The 20,863-nt window shown below is 66.2% G+C and carries 18 protein-coding genes and 2 tRNA genes; 13 read left to right on the top strand and 7 right to left on the bottom strand.

Translation table 11 applies throughout. The features are described 5' to 3' along the window. Positions 1-26: 26 nt before the first annotated feature. The 3 genes from BPET_RS17550 to BPET_RS17540 all read left to right on the top strand — a co-directional run bounded on the left by BPET_RS17550 (position 27) and on the right by BPET_RS17540 (position 3,449). Positions 27-809 (top strand): inositol monophosphatase family protein, encoded by a 783-nt coding sequence (locus tag BPET_RS17550; RefSeq protein ID WP_012250356.1) that lies wholly within the window; start codon positions 27-29, stop codon positions 807-809. Positions 810-977: 168 nt separating this feature from the next. After that, complete coding sequence (locus tag BPET_RS17545; protein ID WP_012250355.1) at positions 978-2,564, top strand: TerC family protein; 1,587 nt, start codon at positions 978-980, stop codon at positions 2,562-2,564. Positions 2,565-2,585: 21 nt separating this feature from the next. Then, positions 2,586-3,449, top strand: a complete 864-nt coding sequence (locus tag BPET_RS17540; protein WP_012250354.1) for an undecaprenyl-diphosphate phosphatase — start codon at positions 2,586-2,588, stop codon at positions 3,447-3,449. 151 nt (positions 3,450-3,600) lie between these two features. On the opposite strand, the gene BPET_RS17535 is transcribed toward BPET_RS17540, so the two are convergent. The 3 genes from BPET_RS17535 to BPET_RS17525 form a co-directional block, all read right to left on the bottom strand. Beyond that, positions 3,601-4,371 carry a UDP-2,3-diacylglucosamine diphosphatase gene (locus BPET_RS17535; RefSeq protein ID WP_012250353.1) on the bottom strand — a complete coding sequence of 257 codons (771 nt, stop codon included), beginning with the start codon at positions 4,369-4,371 and terminating at the stop codon, positions 3,601-3,603. Continuing rightward, a complete protein-coding gene (locus tag BPET_RS17530) occupies positions 4,364-4,873 on the bottom strand; it encodes a peptidylprolyl isomerase (RefSeq protein ID WP_012250352.1) in 510 nt (169 codons plus the stop codon). Before BPET_RS17530 ends, BPET_RS17535 begins: the two co-directional genes overlap by 8 nt. A gap of 134 nt (positions 4,874-5,007) precedes the next feature. Beyond that, complete coding sequence (locus tag BPET_RS17525; RefSeq protein WP_041863049.1) at positions 5,008-5,697, bottom strand: tetratricopeptide repeat protein; 690 nt, start codon at positions 5,695-5,697, stop codon at positions 5,008-5,010. A 288-nt stretch (positions 5,698-5,985) separates the two neighbouring features. Between BPET_RS17525 and cysS the strand changes: the two genes are divergently transcribed. The 6 genes from cysS to BPET_RS17495 all read left to right on the top strand — a co-directional run bounded on the left by cysS (position 5,986) and on the right by BPET_RS17495 (position 11,813). Then, the gene (gene cysS / locus BPET_RS17520) at positions 5,986-7,446 is read left to right on the top strand and encodes a cysteine--tRNA ligase (RefSeq protein WP_041864119.1); all 1,461 of its coding nucleotides are present in this window, start codon (positions 5,986-5,988) and stop codon (positions 7,444-7,446) included. A gap of 14 nt (positions 7,447-7,460) precedes the next feature. Further along, complete coding sequence (locus tag BPET_RS17515) at positions 7,461-8,105, top strand: DNA-3-methyladenine glycosylase family protein (protein WP_012250349.1); 645 nt, start codon at positions 7,461-7,463, stop codon at positions 8,103-8,105. A gap of 48 nt (positions 8,106-8,153) precedes the next feature. Further along, positions 8,154-9,104: an acetyl-CoA carboxylase carboxyltransferase subunit alpha gene (locus BPET_RS17510; protein WP_012250348.1), complete on the top strand. Its 951-nt coding sequence runs from the start codon at positions 8,154-8,156 to the stop codon at positions 9,102-9,104. A 57-nt stretch (positions 9,105-9,161) separates the two neighbouring features. After that, positions 9,162-10,265, top strand: coding sequence for a tRNA lysidine(34) synthetase TilS (gene tilS / locus BPET_RS17505; protein ID WP_012250347.1), 1,104 nt, complete (start codon positions 9,162-9,164; stop codon positions 10,263-10,265). A gap of 119 nt (positions 10,266-10,384) precedes the next feature. Continuing rightward, positions 10,385-11,650, top strand: coding sequence for an aspartate kinase (locus BPET_RS17500; protein WP_012250346.1), 1,266 nt, complete (start codon positions 10,385-10,387; stop codon positions 11,648-11,650). Between the two features lie 70 nt (positions 11,651-11,720). Continuing rightward, positions 11,721-11,813: transfer RNA gene (locus BPET_RS17495), tRNA-Ser, on the top strand. A 153-nt stretch (positions 11,814-11,966) separates the two neighbouring features. On the opposite strand, the gene BPET_RS27355 is transcribed toward BPET_RS17495, so the two are convergent. After that, positions 11,967-12,497 (bottom strand): hypothetical protein, encoded by a 531-nt coding sequence (locus BPET_RS27355; protein ID WP_012250345.1) that lies wholly within the window; start codon positions 12,495-12,497, stop codon positions 11,967-11,969. A gap of 265 nt (positions 12,498-12,762) precedes the next feature. Between BPET_RS27355 and BPET_RS17485 the strand changes: the two genes are divergently transcribed. Next, complete coding sequence (locus tag BPET_RS17485; RefSeq protein WP_012250344.1) at positions 12,763-13,665, top strand: acyltransferase; 903 nt, start codon at positions 12,763-12,765, stop codon at positions 13,663-13,665. 51 nt (positions 13,666-13,716) lie between these two features. On the opposite strand, the gene BPET_RS17480 is transcribed toward BPET_RS17485, so the two are convergent. Both BPET_RS17480 and BPET_RS17475 read right to left on the bottom strand, forming a co-directional pair. Beyond that, on the bottom strand, positions 13,717-15,303 hold the full coding sequence (locus tag BPET_RS17480; protein ID WP_050978256.1) for a PAS domain-containing sensor histidine kinase: 1,587 nt from the start codon (positions 15,301-15,303) through the stop codon (positions 13,717-13,719). 113 nt (positions 15,304-15,416) lie between these two features. After that, a complete protein-coding gene (locus BPET_RS17475) occupies positions 15,417-15,977 on the bottom strand; it encodes a cysteine dioxygenase family protein (RefSeq protein ID WP_012250342.1) in 561 nt (186 codons plus the stop codon). 196 nt (positions 15,978-16,173) lie between these two features. Here BPET_RS17475 and ku point away from each other — a divergent pair, with 196 nt between their 5' ends. The 3 genes from ku (at position 16,174) to BPET_RS17460 (ending at position 19,763) form a co-directional block, all read left to right on the top strand. Next, on the top strand, positions 16,174-17,103 hold the full coding sequence (gene ku, locus BPET_RS17470) for a non-homologous end joining protein Ku (RefSeq protein WP_012250341.1): 930 nt from the start codon (positions 16,174-16,176) through the stop codon (positions 17,101-17,103). A gap of 2 nt (positions 17,104-17,105) precedes the next feature. Beyond that, positions 17,106-19,574, top strand: coding sequence for a DNA ligase D (gene ligD / locus BPET_RS17465; protein WP_012250340.1), 2,469 nt, complete (start codon positions 17,106-17,108; stop codon positions 19,572-19,574). A gap of 112 nt (positions 19,575-19,686) precedes the next feature. Beyond that, positions 19,687-19,763: transfer RNA gene (locus tag BPET_RS17460), tRNA-Arg, on the top strand. Between the two features lie 69 nt (positions 19,764-19,832). Here BPET_RS17460 and BPET_RS17455 read toward each other — a convergent pair. Continuing rightward, the gene (locus BPET_RS17455) at positions 19,833-20,843 is read right to left on the bottom strand and encodes a zinc-binding alcohol dehydrogenase family protein (protein ID WP_012250339.1); all 1,011 of its coding nucleotides are present in this window, start codon (positions 20,841-20,843) and stop codon (positions 19,833-19,835) included. Positions 20,844-20,863 lie beyond the last annotated feature (20 nt).

The raw sequence follows: 20,863 nt of genomic DNA, 5'->3' as shown, positions 1-20,863 counted from the left end.
CCCTTACTGCATACGTACGGAATTTTATGCACCCGATGCTCAATATCGCCATCAAGGCGGCCCGGCGTGCCGGCACCATCATCAACCGTGCCAGCCTGGATTTGGAACGACTCAACGTGGCTCGCAAGGGGCCGCGCGATTATGTCACGGAAGTCGACCGCGCTTCCGAAGAGTCCATCGTTGAAACCCTGCGCGCCGCTTATCCCGACCATGCCGTGCTGGGCGAAGAATACGGGCTGCAAGGCCCCGAGCAGGCCGAGTTCCAGTGGATCATCGACCCCCTCGACGGTACCACCAACTTCATTCACGGCCTGCCAAACTATGCCGTGTCCATCGCGCTGACGCAGCGTGGCCAGGTCACGCAGGCGGTCGTCTACGACCCGTCGCGCAACGAGCTGTTCACCGCCAGCCGGGGCAGCGGCACCTTCCTGAACGACCGCCGCGTGCGGGTGTCGGGCCGTTCGCGCTACAGCGAGGCCTTGCTGGGCGCGCACTGGCCCAAGTCGGGCGACATCGATGCCGGCGGCGGGCGGTTCCGCCAGCTCACCGAAGGCTGCACCGGCGTGCGCCGCCTGGGCTCCACCGTGCTCGACCTGGCCTACGTGGCCGCGGGCCGGCTGGACGGCTTCTGCGGCATGCGCCTCAAGCCCTGGGACCTGGCCGCCGGCAGCCTGCTGGTGCAGGAAGCCGGCGGGCTGGTGGGCGATTTCGACGGCGAACAGGGCTGGCTCGATTCCGGCAATGTGCTGGCCGCCAGCCCCAAGATTTTCACCCAGATGCTGGTTGCCCTGCAGCCCAAGCAAGACTAAAAACCACGGCGCGCCGCCCCTCGGCGCGCCAAATCGGCCTACAAGCCGCGCCGGCGTTGGATCTGGCTGTCAACATCCCGTATTTTGCGGCGCATCTGCCGGCATGTTGCCGGCATGTGATGCTATTTCCAGGTACGATTGGCGGTTCCGCAACTTTTGGAGCACTCGATGGAGTGGCTGCTGGACCCCGCCGCGTGGGTCGGCCTGCTTACCCTGGTCGTCCTTGAAATCGTCCTGGGGATCGACAACCTGATCTTCATCGCCATTCTGGCCGACAAGCTGCCCCCCGCGCAGCGCGACCGCGCGCGTATCGTGGGCCTGTCCCTGGCATTGTTGATGCGCCTGGGCCTGCTGTCGGTCATGTCCTGGCTGGTCACCCTGACCGCGCCGCTGTTTTCCGCCGGCCCCATGACCTTCTCGGGCCGCGACCTCATCCTGCTGGTCGGGGGGCTGTTCCTGCTCTTCAAGGGTACGCTGGAGCTGCACGAGCGGCTGGAAGGCAGCCAGGGCGCGCACGCCTCGGGCCCGCGCGTCTATGCCAGCTTCTGGGTCATCGTCACGCAGATCGTCGTGCTCGACGCGGTGTTCTCGCTGGATTCCGTCATTACCGCGGTCGGCATGGTCGACCACCTGGCCATCATGATGATCGCGGTTACGGTGGCCATCGGCATCATGCTGCTGGCATCCAAGCCGCTGACCCGCTTCGTCAACGCGCATCCCACAGTGGTGGTGCTATGCCTGGGCTTCCTGCTCATGATCGGCTTCTCGCTGCTGGCAGAGGCCTTCGGCTTCAAGGTGCCCAAGGGCTATCTGTACGCCGCCATCGGCTTCTCGGTGGCCATCGAACTGCTCAACCAGGTTGCCCGGCGCAATCTGCTGCGGCTCGATGCCACCCGCCCCATGCGCGAACGCACCGCCAGCGCCGTGCTGCGCATGCTGGGCAAGCGCCCGCCTGATGGCGAGGAAATGCCTGCTTCCAGCGCCGACCAGCCTGCCGTGCCGGCCTTCGGCGTCGAAGAGCGCAACATGGTCAGCGGCGTGCTGACGCTGGCCGAGCGTTCGATCCGCTCCATCATGACGCCGCGCACCGACGTATCCTGGGTCAACATCGACGATGACGCCGACACCATCCGCCGGCAACTCACCGAGGCGCCGCACAGCTTTTTCCCGGTCTGCCGCGGCTCGTTGGATGAGGTCATCGGCATCGGCCGCGCCAAAGACCTGGTGGCCGACCTGATCACCGACCGGCGGGTGCGCCGCAACCGCCTGCGCGACCCGATCATCGTGCATGAATCGATCGGCATCCTGCGCCTGATGGACACCCTGAAGCGTTCGCGCGGGCAGCTGGTGCTGGTGGCCGATGAATTCGGCGCCATCGAGGGCCTGGTGACGCCCATCGACGTGTTCGAGGCTATTGCGGGCGAATTCCCCGACGAAGACGAGCTGCCCGACATCACCCCCGAGCAGGACGACGTCTGGAAGATCGACGGCGCGGCCGACCTGCACCATGTGGAGCAAGTGCTGGAAACCGAAGGGCTGATCGACGATTCGCAAGACTACTCCACGCTGGCGGGCTACCTTCTGACCCGTTTCGGGCACCTGCCCCAGCCGGGCGACACTTGCGAGTACGATGGTGCGCACCATCATTTCCGCTTCGAAGTCCTCGAACTCGACGGCCGGCGCATTGCGTCGGTGCGGGTCGAGCGCATGCCGCTGGCCCCCGCCGAGGCCGAAGCCGAGGCCGACGGCCATTAACCCCATTTTTTGCCACGCACCGTGACCGACAGCACGCTATACCTGATCAAGGCTTTCTTCCTGGGCATCATCGAGGGGCTCACCGAGTTCATTCCGGTATCCAGCACCGGGCACCTGATTCTCATCGGCGACTGGATCAATTTCACATCGAGTTCGGGCAAGGTGTTCGAGGTGGTGATCCAGTTCGGCTCCATCCTGGCCGTCATGTGGATCTTCCGCGCCCGCCTGTGGCAACTGATACGCGGCACGCTGACCGGCGTGCCGGCCGAAACGGCCTTCACCCGCAACCTGCTGCTGGCTTTCCTGCCCGCGGCCGTGGTGGGCGCCATTTTCATCAAGACTATCAAGCAGGTGTTCTACCACCCTGGCGTGGTGGCGGTTACCCTGGTGCTGGGCGGGTTGATCATGCTGTGGGTCGAGCGCAAGACCCATCACACGCCGGGCGATGCGCCTGGCGCGGCGGACGACACGGCCTCGGACGAGCGCGCTTCGGCGCACACCCTGGAACAGATCAGCTGGAAGCAGGCGCTGGGCGTGGGCGTGGCGCAATGCCTGGCGATGGTTCCCGGCACCTCGCGTTCCGGCGCCACCATCATCGGCGGCATGATCGCCGGCATCCAGCGCAAGACAGCCACCGAATTCTCATTCTTCCTGGCCATGCCCACCATGCTGGGCGCCGCCACCTACGACCTGTACCGCAACATCGACCTGCTCAGCCAGCACGACCTGTCGGCCATCGCGGTGGGCTTCGCGGCGGCCTTCATCAGCGCGCTGGTGGTGGTGCGTGCGGTGCTGCGCTTCGTGGCCAACCACACCTACCGGGGCTTTGCCTGGTATCGCATCGCGCTGGGCATCGTCGTGGCCGCATGGCTGATGACCAAATGAAAAGGTGTCTGACTCCCGAAGGGTGTCAGACACCGTTGGCTGAAGACGGCATTTGCGTCGAGGGTCTCAGGCGCCCTGCGGAGCCTGAAACCTGGCGAAAAGGGTGTCCAGCCTCTGGCGCAGAGGTGTCTGGCCCCTGGCCGCAACGGGTTCAGGCCGCGTCCAGGTCGTAGAACGTCAGTCCGTCGCGGTCGATGACCAGCCAGCCGCCGCGCGGCGGGCTGGCATGGTCGCAGTCCCAGTCGGGCAGCACCCAGCGCTCGCAGCGGCGCCCGTCCACCTCGAGCACATGGCGCGCGGGCCGGTGCGTGTGGCCATGCACGATAGTGTCTACCTGAGCCGTGCGGAACGCGTTTTCGACGGCCTGGGCATTGACGTCCATGATCTCGGCCGACTTCATCTGGTTGGCCGCCTGGCTTTCACCGCGCGCTTCCTGGGCCATGGCCAGGCGTTCGGGGATGCTCTTGGCCAGGAACTGCTCTTGCCATTGCGGGTTGCGCACCATGGCGCGGAACTGCTGGTAGGCGGCGTCGTCGGTACAGTACTCGTCGCCGTGCGTCAGCAGCACGCGGCCGTATTCGGTTTCCAGCAAGGCGGGTTCGGGCAGCAGCCGGGCGCCCAGCGCGTCGGCCAGGGCGGCGCCCATGAGGAAGTCGCGGTTGCCCCGCCCCAGCCACAGCGGAATGCGGCCGGCGATGCGCTTGAGCCCCTGCAGCGCAGCAGCCAGCCAGGGCGGAGCGGCCTGGATGACATCGTCGCCGATCCAGGCGTCGAAAATATCGCCCGGCAACAGCAGGGCGGCGGCCTCGTCGGCCGCCGCTTCCAGAAAACCCAGGAACGCCTCGGAAGTGGCCGGCGTGGCCGGCCCCAGGTGTATGTCGGAGGCCAGCCAGACCGGGCCCTGCAGCGCGACCTTATTCAAGGATCTCGGCCTTCTCGATGACCACGTCCTCGACCGGCACGTTCTGGTGGAAGCCGCTGTTGCCGGTTTTGACGCCCTTGATCTTGTCGACCACGTCGGTGCCTTCGGTGACCTTGCCGAACACGGCGTAGCCCCAGCCGTTGGGGGTGGGGGCGGTGAAGTTCAGGAAATCGTTGTCGGCGACGTTGATGAAGAACTGCGCGGTAGCCGAATGCGGGTCGCTGGTGCGAGCCATGGCCACGGTGTACTTGTCGTTCTTCAGGCCGTTGTTGGCTTCGTTCTCGATGGGCGCCTGAGTGGGCTTTTGCTTCAGGCCGGGCTCGAAGCCGCCGCCCTGGATCATGAAGCCGTCGATGACGCGATGGAAAACGGTGCCGTCATAGAAGCCGTTCTTGACGTAGCTGATGAAGTTCTCGACGGTCTTGGGCGCTTTCTCCGCATCCAGGGTAATGACAATGGCGCCCTGGTTGGTCTGCAGTTTGACGCGGGGATTGGTGCTCATGGGTTGTGTGCCTTCTGAGGTAGAGGGGGTGGATGAGGCTGCCGGCTGCGCGCCGGCTGTTGCCGGCACGATCGTGGCCAGCGCGAAGGTGCACGCCATCAGGCGCAGCAGATGAAGCGGAGAGTAGCGCGAAATCATCGTTGTTGGCTTTCCTTCAGCAGGTTTTCGATTTCACGTGCCTTGGACTGCATGCCGGGCACGCCCTGGTTCGCAGCATTGCGGTAGGTGCGCAGCGCCATCATCAGCTGGATGTCGCCCAGATTGGCGCGCGCCTCGGGGTAGTCGGGGTTGGCGCGCAGGGCCATTTCCAGCGCCTGCTGGGCGCGGTCCAGGTCGCCCTGTTTGGCATACAGGGCAGCCAGATTATTCCAGGGCTCGGGCAGCTCGGGAAAGCGCGTGGTCATGTCGGTGTACAGGGCGATGGCGTCGGCGCTGCGGCCGAGCGCGGCCAGGGCGCGCGCATGCTGGAACATCAGCTGGACATCGGTGCCGCGCTGACCTTCGGTTTCGGCCTGGCGTTTTTCGATAAGTTCCAGGGCTTCCTGGTTCTTGCCCGCGGTGAGCAGGCGCTCGATGTGGGTGGTGATTTGCGACGGTGTCGGGTCCAGGCGGGTGTCGACCCCGGGCTTGAGGGCCTCGAGCAGATTGGCCAGCGCCTTCCAGCCGCGTTCCGGGGGCGGCGTGTCGAGCTTGGTGAGCGTGGCGCTGCGATCGTTGGGCAGGCTGCCGCCGCCGCCCATGGCCTGGCCCAGCGCGGCGCCGCCCGGCAGGGCGGCCAGCGCCAGTACCAACAGGATCTTGCGGGTGGGGCGATTGATGGTCACGAGGGCATCCGTTGAAAATCGGCCTGGTGCGCTCGGCGCGCGAGCAGGCCGCTTGCTATACTTGACGACCGCCATTTTAGCCCCGGTTGCGTTCGTGGTTTCATGAAGGCCGAAGCACGGGGCATGTAGCGGGCCGGACACAGCAGCCGCGGGTGAACGCGGTGTGGCGGCGCGGCGGCGCGGCAAGCGCGCGGCCGCATGCCGCGTTCCGTGCCGCCGGCGCCATGCGCCGGCACGAACCGCCCCGCAGGGTCCACATCGCAATATACCGAGGCCAGCCAAAGCGTCATGCTGCACATCTACAACACGTTGTCGCGTACCAAAGAACCTTTCAAGCCGGCGCAGCCCGGCCAGGTGCGCATGTACGTGTGCGGCATGACTGTCTACGACTACTGTCACCTGGGCCACGCGCGCATGCTGGTGGCGTTCGACGTGGTGCAGCGCTGGCTGCGCGCCAGCGGCCTGAAGGTCGACTACGTGCGCAATATCACCGACATCGACGACAAGATCATCCGGCGCGCGGTCGAAACCGGCCGCCGCATCGGCGAAGTCACCGAATACTACATCGCCGCCATGCACGCCGACGAGCGGGCGCTGGGCGTGCAGCCACCCGACCGCGAGCCGCGCGCCACGCAGTACGTGGGCGAAATGCTCGACATCATCGGCCGGCTCGAGCAGAACGGCCTGGCCTACCGGGCCGACGACGGCGACGTCAACTACGCGGTGCGCGGCTTTGACGGCTACGGCAAGCTGTCGGGCAAGGCGCTCGACGACCTGCGCGCCGGCGAGCGCGTGGCCGTGGGTTCGGCCAAGCGCGATCCGCTCGATTTCGTGCTCTGGAAAGCCGCCAAGGCCGACGAGCCCGACGACACCAAATGGCAATCGCCGTACGGCCTGGGCCGTCCCGGCTGGCACATCGAATGCTCGGCCATGAGCCGCGCCCTGCTGGGCCTGCCGCTCGACATCCACGGCGGCGGCCCCGATCTGAAATTCCCGCACCACGAGAACGAAATCGCTCAGACCGAAGGCGCCTTCGGCGGCGTGCTGGCCAACACCTGGATGCACTGCGGCCCGCTGATGGTCGATGCCGACAAAATGTCGAAGTCGCTGGGCAATTTCCGCACCATCCGCCAGACCATCGCGCAGGGCGAGGCGCCGGCCGACCAGGCCGAGTACGCCGTCAACCCCCGTGAAGCCGAAATGCTGCGGTTCTTCATCGTGCGCAACCACTATCGCAGCCCGCAGAACTACACGCCCCACAACCTGGCCGACGCCCAGAGCGCCCTCGACCGCCTGTACCAGGCCCTGCTGAACGTCGCGCCCGACGACGCGGGCCTCGACTGGAACGAGCCGCAGGCCCAGGCGTTCAAGGCCGCCATGGACGACGATTTCAATACATCGGGGGCGGTGGCCGCGCTGTTCGAACTGGCTTCTGAAGCCAACCGGACGCGCAGCGCGCGCAGCGCCGGCCAGCTCAAGTCCCTGGCCGCGCTGCTGGGGTTGTTGCAGCAAGACCCGGCGCGCTACTTCCAGTGCGCCACCCGCTATTCGGCGGCGGGGCTGGCCCAGGCGGCCACGCCCTCGGCGTCGCTCGACGCCGGCCAGATCGAAACCCTGATCGCCGCGCGCGCGGCCGCCAAGCAGGCGCGCGACTACGCCGAGGCCGACCGCATCCGCGCCCAGCTGCGCGAAGCCGGCATCGAGCTCGATGACAAGCCCGGCGGCCAGACCCAATGGCGCCGCGCCTGAGGAAGCCCGCCATCATGCCCGCCGCCGACATCGCCGCCGCCAAGCCGCATTACTGGGAAGAAGCCGTCGCCCACCTGATGCGCCGCGACCGCATCCTGAAAAAACTCATCCCGCAGCACGCCGAAGCCTGGCTGACCACGCGCAGCACGCCGTTCGTCACGCTGGCGCGCGCCATCGTCGGCCAGCAGATCTCCAACAAGGCGGGCGACGCCCTGTGGCAGCGCCTGCTCGAGGCCGTCGGCAAGCGGCCCACGCCGGCCGGGGTGCTGGGGGCGGGCACGCCGGCCCTGCGCCAGGCTGGCCTGTCGCAGCGCAAGTGCGAATACCTGCAAGATCTGGCCGTCCATTTCGGCGAGCGCCGTGTCCATCCTGAAAAATGGGCCGCCATGGACGACGAGAGCGTGGTCTCGGAACTGGTCGCCATACGCGGCATCGGCCGCTGGACGGCCGAGATGTTCCTCATCTTCAATCTGCAGCGGCCGGACGTCCTGCCGCTGGACGATCTGGGATTGCTCAAGGCAATCTCGCTACACTACTTCAGCGGAGAGCCTGTCTCGCGCTTCGAGGCCCGCGAGGTCTCGTCGGCGTGGCAGCCCTGGCGTACCGTGGCGACCTGGTACTTGTGGCGCAGTCTGGAATCGAAGCCGGTTCCGAACTGAACACCAGGCGCCCAATAACGGAACCATACTTCATGCGCAATACATTCCTTGGAATTCGAACAACCGCTGTCCGAGCTTGAAAACAAGATCGAGCAGCTGCGCTATGTACAGGCCGATTCGGCGGTGGATATCTCCGACGAGATCGGCCGCCTGCAGCAGAAAAGCCAGACGCTGGCCAAGGAAATCTACGGCAAGCTCACCCCCTGGCAAACGGCCCTGGTGGCGCGCCACCCGCAACGGCCGTACACGCTCGACTACGTGCGTGAAATATTCACCGATTTCCACGAGTTGCACGGCGACCGCATGTACGCCGACGACCAGTCCATCGTGGGCGGCCTGGCGCGCTTTAACGGCGCCTCGTGCATGGTTATCGGTCACCAGAAGGGCCGCGACACCAAAGAGCGCGCCGCGCGCAACTTCGGCATGCCGCGCCCCGAAGGCTATCGCAAGGCGTTGCGCCTGATGCGGCTGGCCGAGAAATTCAACCTGCCGGTCTTCACTTTCGTCGACACCCCGGGCGCGTATCCCGGCGTGGGCGCCGAAGAACGCGGCCAGTCCGAGGCTATCGGCCACAACCTGTACGCCATGGCCGAGCTCAAGGTGCCCATCATCGCCACCATAATCGGCGAGGGCGGTTCGGGCGGCGCGCTGGCCATTGCCGTGGGCAATGCCGTGCTGATGCTGCAGTACGCCACCTATTCGGTCATTTCGCCCGAAGGCTGCGCTTCCATCCTGTGGCGCAGCGCCGACAAGGCGTCCGAAGCGGCCGAGGCGCTGGCCATTACCGCGCCGCGCCTGAAAGACCTGGGCCTGATCGATCGCGTCGTCAACGAACCCGTGGGCGGTGCGCACCGCGATCCACGTGTCATGGCGCGCCTGCTGCGCCGGGCGCTGGGCGATGCGCTGCGCCAGTTCCGCGGCATGAGCCCGGACGAGCTCGTCGAGCAGCGCATGCAGCGCCTGCTGTCCTACGGCAAATTCCAGGAAGTCCGCGCCTGACGCGGCAGCCGGGCGTCTTGCCCGGCCCTCGTGGCGTCAGGCCGATCGTGTCCATCCATGAAGCCCGCCGAGCCGCCCCTGCCTGAACCTGCCCCGGGGACCGCCTCCGGGTCCGCCGCGCCGGCCGCGACGCCATCGGCCGCGGGGGCGGGGTTTCCGTCTTCCGTGCTGGCCGCCGCCCTGGCGTCGGCGGTGCAGCCGCTGGCCGGGGCCGCGCCGCGCCTGGCGGTGGCCGTGAGCGGCGGGGCCGACTCGGCCATGCTGGCGGCCCACGCCGCGCCGCTGGCCCGCCGCCTGGGCATCGACCTGCTGATTTTCCACGTGCACCACGGCCTGCAGGCCGCGGCCGACGACTGGGCCGCGCACGTCCAGGCGCTGGGCCGCATTCTGCAGGTAAGTGTGCACACCTCCCGGGCACAGGTCCGGGCCGACAGCGGCCTGGGTATCGAAGCCGCCGCGCGCGATGCCCGCTATGCCGCGCTGGCCGACCTGGCCCGGCAGCACGAGGCCGGCCACATCCTGCTGGCTCATCACCAGGGCGACCAGGCGGAAACCGTGCTGCTGCGGCTGCTGCGCGGCGCCGGCGTGCAGGGCATGGCCGCCATGGCGCCCAGCATGCCGCGCGATGGGCTGCTGTACCTGCGCCCCTGGCTGAACCAGGGCCGCGCCGACATTCTGCGTGCAGCGCAGGCATTTGCGGCACAACATGGCTGGCAGCCGGTGCAAGATCCCACCAATGCCGACCCTCGGTACACCCGCGCCGCCGTGCGCGAACTGCTGACACCGGTGCTGGATGCGCGATGGCCAGGCTGGCAGGCCCGGCTGGCCGACCATGCCCGGCACATGGCCGATGCCGCCGGCATTCTTGCCGAAGTGGCGCGCGCCGACCTGGCCGCGCTGCAGCCCTCGGCCGACCTGGCCAGCTTCGCGCTCGCGCCATGGCGCGAACTGTCCGCAGCCCGCCAGGCGCAGGTGCTGCGCTACTGGCTGCACCTGCACGGCGCGCGCATGCCCACCGAAGCCCGGCTGGCCGACCTGCTGCGCCAGTTGCGCCAACTGCACAGCCTGGGGCACGACCGGCAGATGCGCGTGACGCATGCGCGGCACGTCATCCGCTGCCACCGCGGCCGGGTATGGATCGAGCCCCGGGGGCAAGACTGACCGTCGCCCGCGCCCCTGTCGCAAGGGTATTGCGGGGCGCGCCTGCGCAAAATTTCACCGCGCGTTAAAATGCCAAGCTTTGCCTGCCCGGTGGGGCGGGTTTCCAGCCAGAGCACGAGATGTCCCTGATCGTTCACAAATATGGCGGTACTTCGATGGGCTCGGTCGAGCGCATCCGCAACGTGGCGCGCCGCGTTGCCAAGTGGCACGCCGCCGGCCACCAAGTGGTGGTGGTGCCGTCGGCCATGGCCGGCGAAACCAACCGCCTGCTGGGCCTGGCCCGCGAAATCTCGCCCCAGCCCGACCCGCGCGAGCTCGACATGATTGCCGCCACCGGCGAGCAGGCCAGCAGCGGCCTGCTGGCGGTGGCCCTGCAGGCCGAGGGCGTGCCCGCCCGCAGCTACACCGGCTGGCAAGTGCCGGTGCGCACCGACTCCTCGTTCACCAAGGCCCGCATCACTTCTATCGACGACGCCCGCGTGCGCGCCGACCTGGACGCCGGCCGGGTCGTCATCGTAACGGGCTTCCAGGGTATCGACCCCGACGGCCACATCACGACGCTGGGCCGCGGCGGTTCCGACACCTCGGCGGTGGCCGTGGCGGCCGCGCTGGGCGCCCACGAGTGCCTTATCTACACCGACGTCGACGGCGTCTACACCACCGACCCCCGCGTGGTGCCCGAAGCGCGCCGCATGTCGGTGGTGTCGTTCGAAGAAATGCTCGAAATGGCGTCGCTGGGTTCCAAGGTGCTGCAGATCCGCTCGGTCGAGTTCGCCGGCAAGTACCGCGTTCCCACCCGCGTGCTGTCTTCGCTGACCGACCCGCTCATTCCGCTCGAAGAAGAAATGACTTCGGGCACGCTGATTACTTTTGAGGAAGACGAAAAAATGGAAGCCGCCGTTGTCTCCGGCATCGCCTTCAGCCGCGACGAAGCCAAGATCACCCTGCTGGCCGTGCCCGACAAACCCGGCATCGCCTTTTCCATCCTGGGGCCGGTCGCCGCCGCCAACATCGATGTCGACATGATCGTGCAGAACCAGTCGGTGGCCGGCACCACCGACTTCTCGTTCACGGTCAACCGCAACGAGTTCCAGCGCACCATCGACCTGCTCAAGCGCGAAGTCGTGCCGGCCGTGCAAGCCCGCGAACTGGTCACCGACGACAAGGTCGCCAAGGTGTCCATCGTGGGTATCGGCATGCGTTCGCACGTGGGCGTGGCCAGCCTGATGTTCCAGACCTTGTCCCAGGAAGGCATCAACATCCAGATGATCAGCACCAGTGAAATCAAGACCTCGGTGATCATCGACGACAAGTACATGGAACTGGCCGTGCGCGCGCTGCACAAGGCGTTCGGCCTTGATCAGGCGCCGGCCGAAAAGGCCTGATGCGCCTGCTTTCCCGGCCTGCACCAGCAGGTGCAAGCCGGGAAAATCATGCTAGAATCGCAAATTCTTCGGAGACGTGCCCGAGAGGCTGAAGGGGCTCCCCTGCTAAGGGAGTATGTGGCCAAAAACTGCATCGTGGGTTCGAATCCCACCGTCTCCGCCAAAAATAGTTTCACCAAGAATAGCTTCACGTAGTTGCCACTACCAAGTTGCCACTACCAGTTAGCCAGTACCGACCAGCCCCGCCCAGTTTCTGCGCGGGGCTTTGTCATACGGGGTTTTGTCATACGGGGCTTTGTCATCAGGTGGCCAATCCCTACCGGCCGCCGCGTCGGCCCTGAAAACGCCGGTGCAGGTGGCCCGGTATTCCGGGGCGGGTGTCTGTGTCGCCCGTCATGACCTGGTCTTCGCCAAAGCGCACGCGGTCGCCCACCTGAAAGCGGCTGGCGGCCACCAACTGTTCAACGATGATGCCGTCGTAGTAGCCGCCGACCTGGGCGGGCGTGGCGACGACACGCACGGGAATATAGCGCTCGGTAGAGTGCGCGACCAACTGCACGACCTGGCCCTCGGCCAACTGCTGGGCGCCGGGCATTCGGTGCGTGTCGTGGTGGCCCACCGTGACGCGGAACTCGTTGGGGCCGTGCAAAACGAAGACCCCGCGGATCTCGAGTTCGAGCGCTTGAATGTCGGAAAGCGCCTGGTCGAGTTCCGCCTCGGCACAGCCTTGCAATTGAGCGGCGTCGGCCGAGGCCATGTTATCGACCAGGACGGCGCGCGCCGCCGCGCGGGCCGTTGCGGGCACGCCCAGCAGGCGGGCGATGAGATCAAACTGATAGCTGGTCATGCTTGGTAAGCTGAAATACTGTTTATCGGTACAGTATATCCGCGCCCGCGCCTGCGCCAAGAACAGCTTCAGGCTGCGGCATACGCGCGGTCGCAGATGTAGCCAATGCTGTCTTTGATCTTGCGCAGATCATTTCAGGCTCGGGGGCAGCAAACTGGCGCCCATGACTTTTTCAGACCCGTCCTCAGAAGTGGCCCGCGCCGCCGTCGCGCAAAGCGATGCGCATGGGCATAGCCAAACCTCGCGGCAACGCCGCGCGTTTCCAGTGCCGCGCGGCCGGCTTGCCTGGATAACCGGCGTGATCAGCGTCATTCTGCTCGGCGCCAGCACGCTGTTCTGGTGCCTGCTGCTGTTCCCCGTGGCCCTGCTCAAGCTGATGCTGCCGTTTCCGGCGATGCGTCGGCGCGTCGATCCGGTGCTCAACGCCATTGCGACGGCGTGGGTGCGTGGCAACGCCGGCTGGTTCGAGCGGATTCAACGAACCCCCTGGGATATCCAGGGCCATGCCGGGCTGCGCTACGCAGACTGGTACCTGGTGAATTGCAACCACCAATCTTGGGTGGACATTTTCGTGTTGCAGCAGGCGCTGACCCGGCGCATCCCCCTGCTGAAATTCTTTCTGAAGCAGCAGTTGATCTACGTGCCGGTCATCGGCCTGGCGTGGTGGGCCTTGGATTTTCCCTTCATGAAGCGCCACGGCAAGGCCGCGCTGCGCCGGAATCCCGCGCTGGGGCGCGAAGACCAGGAAGCGGCGCGGCGTGCGTGCGAAAAATTTTCCCTGGTGCCCACCAGCGTCATGGTTTTCGTGGAAGGCACGCGCTTTTCCGAGGCCAAGCGCGTGGCGCAATCTTCGCCATACCGCCATCTGCTCAAACCCAAGGCGGGCGGCCTGGCGGTGGCGTTGAATGCGATGGGCAAGCGCTTTCGCTCGATGCTGGACGTGACCATCGTCTATCCGGAAGGAATCCCCCGTTTCTGGGACCTGGCATGCGGCCGCGTCGGGCCGGTGCTGGTGCGCATCCGGCAATTGCCGGTGCCGCCCGAGTTCTGCGATGCCGACTATAGCCGCGACAAGGCCTTCCGCACTGAATTCCACCACTGGCTGGGCCAGCAGTGGCAGGCCAAAGACGACGAGATCCACCAGCTGATGGAGCGCCGCGCGGGCTGACGCCCGCGCCGGGTGCGGCCCAGGCGCGCGGCGGCCCGCGCGCCTGCCTTATTACCGCGCAATGGCGTCGATCACTTTGGTCAGGGCCTCGATAGAGTAGGGCTTGTGCAGAACGGGGAATTCGGCCGGTTCCAGGTCGGCCAATGCATGGCTGTACCCGGTGGCCAGCACGATGCGCATGCGCGGCCACCGCTGCTGAATCTTGCGCGCAAGCTGAAGGCCGTTAAGCTCGGGCATGACGATGTCGCTGATGACCAGATCGAACGCGCCGTCCCGCTGGTTCAGGATGTCTAGCGCGGCGTTGCCATGCGGCGCGGCCACGACCTCCTGGCCCAGGTCTTGCAGCAGGCATGTGACGATATCGCTGACTTCGGCGTTGTCTTCCACCAGCAAAATCTTGTGCCGCGGACGTTGCATCAGGCTGGAAATATCGGACTGCGGCGACAGAAGGTCTTCGAAGCCGGTGGCTTGGGCGCTTTCCAGATACAGGGTGAACATGGTGCCGCTGTCGGGCGTGCTGGCCACATCCACATGGCCGCCCGACTGGTTGATGAAACCGAACACCTGGCTGAGCCCTAGCCCTGTGCCCCGACCCGGTTCTTTGGTGGTGAAAAAGGGCTCGAACACCCGGTCGATGACCTCTGGCGCGATGCCCAAGCCGGTATCCGCGATGGTGATGGCGACATGGGGGCGGTGGGCCGGGCCGTGATGCCGGGTGGCCGGCACGGTATCCACGGCAGACACCGTTATGGTGAGCGTGCCGCCGGCCGGCATGGCGTCGCGCGCGTTGATGATGATGTTCAGGATGCAGGTTTCGAGCTGGTTGCGGTCCACGTGCACGTAACAGGGAGTGGGCGCGAGGTCGTACGCGATCTCGATGGACGAGCCCGTGGTCGCATGGAACAGGTCCTGCATGCCTTCTATGCAGCTTCGCACGTCGAACGTGGCCGGCCGCAGGGGCTGCTTGCGCGCGTAGGCCAACAATTGCCGCGTCAGGTGAGCGGCCCTGTCCGATGTGCTGGATATGGCGTCGATGTACTGTTGCCGCTTGCTGTCGCTAAGCCCCGGCTGCCGCAGCAGCTCGGCTGACCCGCGTATCACCATCAGCAGGTTGTTGAAATCGTGCGCGACGCCGCCCGTCAGCAAACCCAGCGCTTCCAGTTTCTGTGAGTGGTGCAGCGCCTCGCGGGCCACGAGCAGGTCGTCCGCTGCCTGCTTCTTTTCGGTGATATCGCGCGTGATTTTCGCGAAACCCAGCAGCTTGCCGGACGCGTTGTGGATCGGGTCGATGATGACGCTGGTCCAGAACTGCGTGCCGTCTTTGTGAACTCGCCATCCTTCGGCTTCGAACCGGCCTTCGCTGACGGCGGTTGCCAGCGCCTTGGCCGGCAAGCCGGCGGCGCGGTCCTCTTCGGTATAAAAGCAGGAAAAGTGCTGGCCGATGATTTCGTGCGCCCGGTATCCCTTGAAGTGTTCGGCGCCCGCGTTCCAGCTGCTGATGTACCCGTCAGGGTCGAGCAGATAGATGGCGTAATCTTTGACCGCTTCTACCAGGAGTTGGTAGCGGTATGTTTCGTCTATTTCCGACAGGTTGCTCAGCTGCGCACTGATCGGATGGGGTGGGCGATCTGAGGGCATGGGTAGGTGGTGCATGAGAAGGGGGCCCGCTATCGGGCTGCCCGGGGGCCAAAAAGAGACTATGGCCGAGAAAAAACACCCGCCATGCCGGCCAGGGTCGGCCGTTGGGAAGGTCAGTGAACGGGCGCCGAATAACCCGATACGAAAATCTTGGGCGGCGCCCCATCTTCATAATACACGTGCCGCCTGACTTGGCCGATATCGGCGCCATAGCAGTGGATACTGATGGCCACCTGGTCTGCGCTGGCATTTTGCACGCGGTGTACGTCGCCGATGGATGGCGACACCTGTTCTACCTGGCCGGTTTCCAGCACATGCGCCGGGCCGTCGGGTACGGCGCGGCCCGCGTCGTCCAGCCGGTAGCGGGCGCCGATCTCGGCGCCGCGCAGCATGCCGATGACGCCCCAGACCGTGTGGTCATGGATAGGGGTGCGCTGGCCCGGGCCCCAGACGAAGCTCACAACCGAAAACCGCCGGGCGGGATCGAGGTGCAGCAGGTACTGTTGGTAGTGTTCCGGATGGGGCACCGTACAGGCTGCATCCAGCCAGTCGTCGTTTTGCACCAACCGTTGCATGGCCGAACTGACCGCGGCCAGCACCTGGGCTTCGGAGGCGCCGGCGGCGCCGAGCGCGCCGTCGACGGCATTTATGAAGGCATTCAGTCTGGGGTTCATTTCCGTCATCCTGGGAATGGGGCCTGTTTGCACCCGGGCCATGTGCCTATGGCGTGACTATAGAGAGGTATCGCGTCTATCGCAAATCGCCGGCGCGGGCGTCTGTGCCACCGGCGCCGTCAGGCACGATAATTGCAGAGCACCCCCATCGGCCAGGCCCCGTCGGGCGGGCCGCCAGCATCGGCAGAGGTGACTCATGGCAACTCGAACAATCTGGAAAGGCGCGATCTCGTTCGGCCTGGTCCATATTCCGGTAGGCCTGCATACGGCCACCACCGACTCGGGCGTGGACTTCGACTGGCTGGACAAGCGGACCATGGACCCGGTGGGCTACAAGCGCATCAACAAGCGCACCGGCAAGGAAATCGACCGCGACAACATCGTCAAGGGGGTGCAATACGCCGACGGCGAGTACGTGATTGTGTCGGCCGACGAAATCGCCGAAGCGTACCCGCGCACGACCCAGACGATAGAGATCCAGCGTTTCGTGCAGGCTGCCGATGTGTCGTTCGTGTACCTCGAGCGGCCTTATTACATAGAGCCCATCAACCGCGGCCACAAGGTGTATGCGTTGCTGCGCGATACCCTGGCAAAGACCGGGAAAATCGGCATCGCCAAAGTCGTGATCCAGACCAAGCAGCATCTGGCCGCGCTGATTCCTTCGGGCGATGCGCTGGTGCTGAACCTGATGCGTTGGGGCGAAGAGGTCAAGTCGATGAAAGGCCTGGACCTGCCTTCGTCCAAGGCCAAGAACATGACGCCCAGCGCCACCGAACTGAAAATGGCCAAGATGCTGGTGGAAGACATGTCGGGCCCATGGGACCCGGGCGACTTCCAGGACGAATTCCGGCAGGCCATCATGGGCTTGGTCGAAAAGAAAGCGCGCGCCGGCAAGACCGAGACCGTGATCGAGCCGCAGGAGGAAACGCCTGCCTATGCCGACAATGTCATCGATCTGACCGAACTGCTGCAGCGCAGCCTGAAAGGCGGCAAGAAGCGCGACTCGGGCGCGCGCAAGACGAGCGCCAAGTCCGCCAAGTCCGCCAAGAAGGCGGCGCCGCGCAAGCGCGCCGCCAAGAAAACCACGGCCAAGTCCCGCTCGGGTAGCGCGCGCAAGGCGGCCTGACCATGGCAGACTCCCTGAAGCGTTACCGCGAGAAGCGCGATTTCAAGCAGACGCCCGAACCGGCCGATGGCGGCCAGGCCAATGAGGGGGCGCGCGCGTTTGTCGTGCAGAAGCACTGGGCCAGCCGCTTGCACTACGACTTCCGGCTGGAACTCGATGGCGCGATGAAAAGCTGGGCGGTGCCCAAGGGCCCCAGTTTCGATCCATCGGTCAAGCGCATGGCCGTCCAGGTAGAAGACCACCCCATTGCCTACAACCAGTTCGAGGGGGAAATCCCCAAGGGCCAGTATGGCGCGGGCAAGGTCATCATATGGGACGAGGGCGTGTGGGTGCCGGTAGGCAACCCCCGCCAGGGTTACCGCGACGGGCACCTGAAGTTCGACCTGCACGGCGCCAAGTTGCGCGGGCGCTGGGCCCTGATACGCATGAAGGGCCGCGAAACCGAGAAACAGCCCCCCTGGCTGTTGATCAAGGACCGCGATGGCGAGGCGCGCAGCGAACGCGAGTTCTCGGTGGTGGACGAAATGCCCGACAGCGTCGTGCCTTTGCGCAAGCGCCGGGCACAGACAGCGTCGGCCCGCAACAACGCGAAGAAAAAAACGGCCGACAACGCGAGGGACGGCATACCCGGCAAGCCCGCCGACCTGCCCGAGGAATTCAAGCCGCAGCTCGCCACCCTGGTCGACGGTCCGCCGCGCGGCGGCGACTGGCTGTACGAGGTCAAGTACGACGGCTATCGCATCCTGGCCCGCCTGGAAGATGGCAAGGCGCGGTTGTATACGCGCAATGGCCACGACTGGACCGCGCGCCTGCCGCACCTGGCCCGGGCCATTGGCCAGCTGGATGTGCCGTCGGCCTGGATCGATGGCGAGATCGTGGTACTGGCCGACAACGGCGCGCCCAGCTTCCAGGCTCTGCAGAATGCCTTCGACCGCAAGCGGCCCGCCGCCATTGTGTACTACGTGTTCGACATGCCGTACGTGGCGGGGCGCGACGTGCGGGCCGAGCCGCTGCACGCCCGGCGCGCCTGGCTGCGCCAGCTGGTGGCCGCCAACGCCGCCGCCCTGCAGGATACGGTGCGCTTCAGCGAGACCCTGGATGCCACCCCCTCGCAACTGGTGGCGTCGGCCTGCAAGATGGGTCTGGAGGGAATCATCGGCAAGCGCCGGGACGCCTCGTATGTATCGCGGCGCAGCGATAGCTGGATCAAGCTCAAGTGCGCCCAGCGCCAGGAATTCGTAATCGTGGGGTATACCTCGCCGCAGGGCGCGCGCCAGGGATTCGGCGCGTTGCTGCTGGCCGTGCACGACAAGGACGGCCAGTTGCGCTACGCGGGCAAGGTCGGCACCGGGTTCGACACGCAGGGGCTGGAATCGCTGGCGCGGCAGTTGCAGGCGCTGGCAGTGGCCGACAGCCCGCTGGCGGCGGCCGCCAAGGCGCCGCGCGGCGCGCATTGGGTCAAGCCGCAACTGATCGCCGAAGTTTCGTTCGCCGAATGGACGGCGTCGGGCCATGTACGGCAGGCGTCGTTTCGCGGGTTGCGCAGCGACAAGCCGCCGCAGGCGATCGAGCGCGAAACCCCGGTGCCGGCGCGCGCCTCGCGGCTGACGCATCCCGAGCGCGTCATCGATTCGAGCACCGGCCTTACCAAGCTCGACCTGGCGCGCTACTACGGCCTGGTGGCGCCCTTGCTGCTGGAGCACCTGCGCGGGCGGCCGGTGTCTTTCCTGCGGGCGCCGGCCGGCATCGGGGGTGAATTGTTCTTCCAGAAGCACCCTGACACCGCTTCGCTGCCGGGCGTGCGGTCATTGCCGCCCAGCCTGGATCCGGGCCATGCCCCATTGGTGGAGGTGGCCACCCTGGAAGGCATCATGTCGGCCACGCAGATGAACGTGGTGGAGTTCCACACCTGGAATGCCGTCAAGACCGCGATCGGCAAGCCCGACCGCATGCTGTTCGACCTGGACCCGGGCGAAGGAGTGAAGTGGGCGGCCGTGCGGCAGGCGGCTGAGCTGGTGCATGTGCTGCTGCGCGAGCTGGGACTGCAAGCGTGGCTGAAGACCAGCGGCGGCAAGGGCCTGCACGTGGTGGTGCCGCTGCGTAGGCAGTACGACTGGGACGCGGTGAAAGGTTTCTCGCAGGCCGTCGTGCAGCACCTGGCCAAAACCGTGCCGCAACTGTTCGTGGCCAAAAGCGGGCCGCGCAACCGGGTCGGCAAGGTTTTCGCCGACTACCTGCGCAACGGCTTCGGCGCCACCACCGTGGCGGCCTGGTCGGCGCGCGCCCGGCCAGGCATGGGCATCTCGGTGCCGCTGGGCTGGGACGAGCTGGCCAGCCTCGAACGCAGCGATCAATGGACGGTCGCCAACATCCACACGCGGCTGGACGTGGGCAACGCGCCCTGGGACGACTACGCGCCCCAGGCGCTGGGCGCGGCGATGAAGGCGCTGGGTTACCGGCCCGGCCGGTGACCCCCGGGGCGCGGGCGTTCGCTGGATGGCGGCGGCAGGCCTTGAGCGACGGGCCGCCGCCGGGTGAATTTGCCGGGGGCGCTGATAAAGTGTTATATTCTCTGTCTTTGCAGCGCCCGTAGCTCAGTTGGATAGAGTACTTGGCTACGAACCAAGGGGTCGTGGGTTCGAATCCTGCCGGGCGCGCCAAATTCAAAAGGGCCTCGCATTTTGCGAGGCCCTTTTCCTTTTCCTTTTCTGCCTTGGCGCGTGCAGGGGCTAGAACCCCTGCACCACGATCTTGCCTTTGGCCGCGCCGGTTTCCACGCGGCGGTGGGCTTCGCGCAGGTTCGCGGCATTGATCGGTTCCAGCACCTCGGTCAGCGTGGTGCGCAGGCGGCCCGCATCGATTTCGCCGGCTACGAACGACAGCAGGCGGTGCTGCTCGATCATGTCGGGGGTCTGGTGCATGGCGCGGGCAAACATGAATTCCCAGTGAAAGCTCGCCGATTTGGTCTTCATGCCGGCCATCGGCATGGGCAAGTCGGTGTTGTCGATCGAGACGATGGCTCCCTGGGGACGCACCAGGTCGACCGCGGCTTCCCAGTGGCGCATGTCATTGAATATGGCCACGTAGTCCACGTACTCGAAGCCCGCCGCGCGCACTTGCGGCGCGAGATCCTGGCGATGGTTCACGACGTGGTCGGCGCCCAGCTCCTTGACCCACGCGATGGTCTCGGGCCGCGAGGCGGTGGCGATGACCGTGAGCCCGGCGCGCCTGGCAAGCTGGATGCCGATGGACCCGACGCCGCCCGCGCCGCCCACGATCAGGATCGAGCGGCCCCGGTCGGCGCCATCGCGGTCGATGCGCAGCCGGTCGAAGAAGGCTTCATAGGCGGTGATGGTGGTCAGCGGCAGCGCGGCGGCTTCGGCGTGCGACAGCGTGCGGGGCTTGTGGCCGACGATGCGCTCGTCGACCAGATGGAATTCCTGGTTCGTGCCGGCGCGGGTGATGTCTCCGGCGTAATAGACCTCGTCGCCCGGCTTGAACAGGGTGGCCTGCGGCCCCACGGCCTCGACCACGCCGCTGGCGTCGTAGCCGATGACGCGCGGCTCGGCTTCGACTTTGTCTTTGGGCGCGCGCACTTTGACGTCCACCGGGTTGACGGCTACCGCCTTTACGGCCACCAGAATGTCGCGGCCCTGCGGCACGGGCTTGGGCAGGTCTACGTCCAGGAAGGCGTCGGGGTCGGAAACCGGCAGGTAGCGGGTCAGGGCAACGGCTTTCATGAATCAATCCTTTTGGGTCA

It is taken from the genome of Bordetella petrii (assembly GCF_000067205.1).
GTDB lineage: Bacteria > Pseudomonadota > Gammaproteobacteria > Burkholderiales > Burkholderiaceae_B > Bordetella_A > Bordetella_A petrii.
This window is presented reverse-complemented; position numbering and strand designations above follow the sequence as displayed.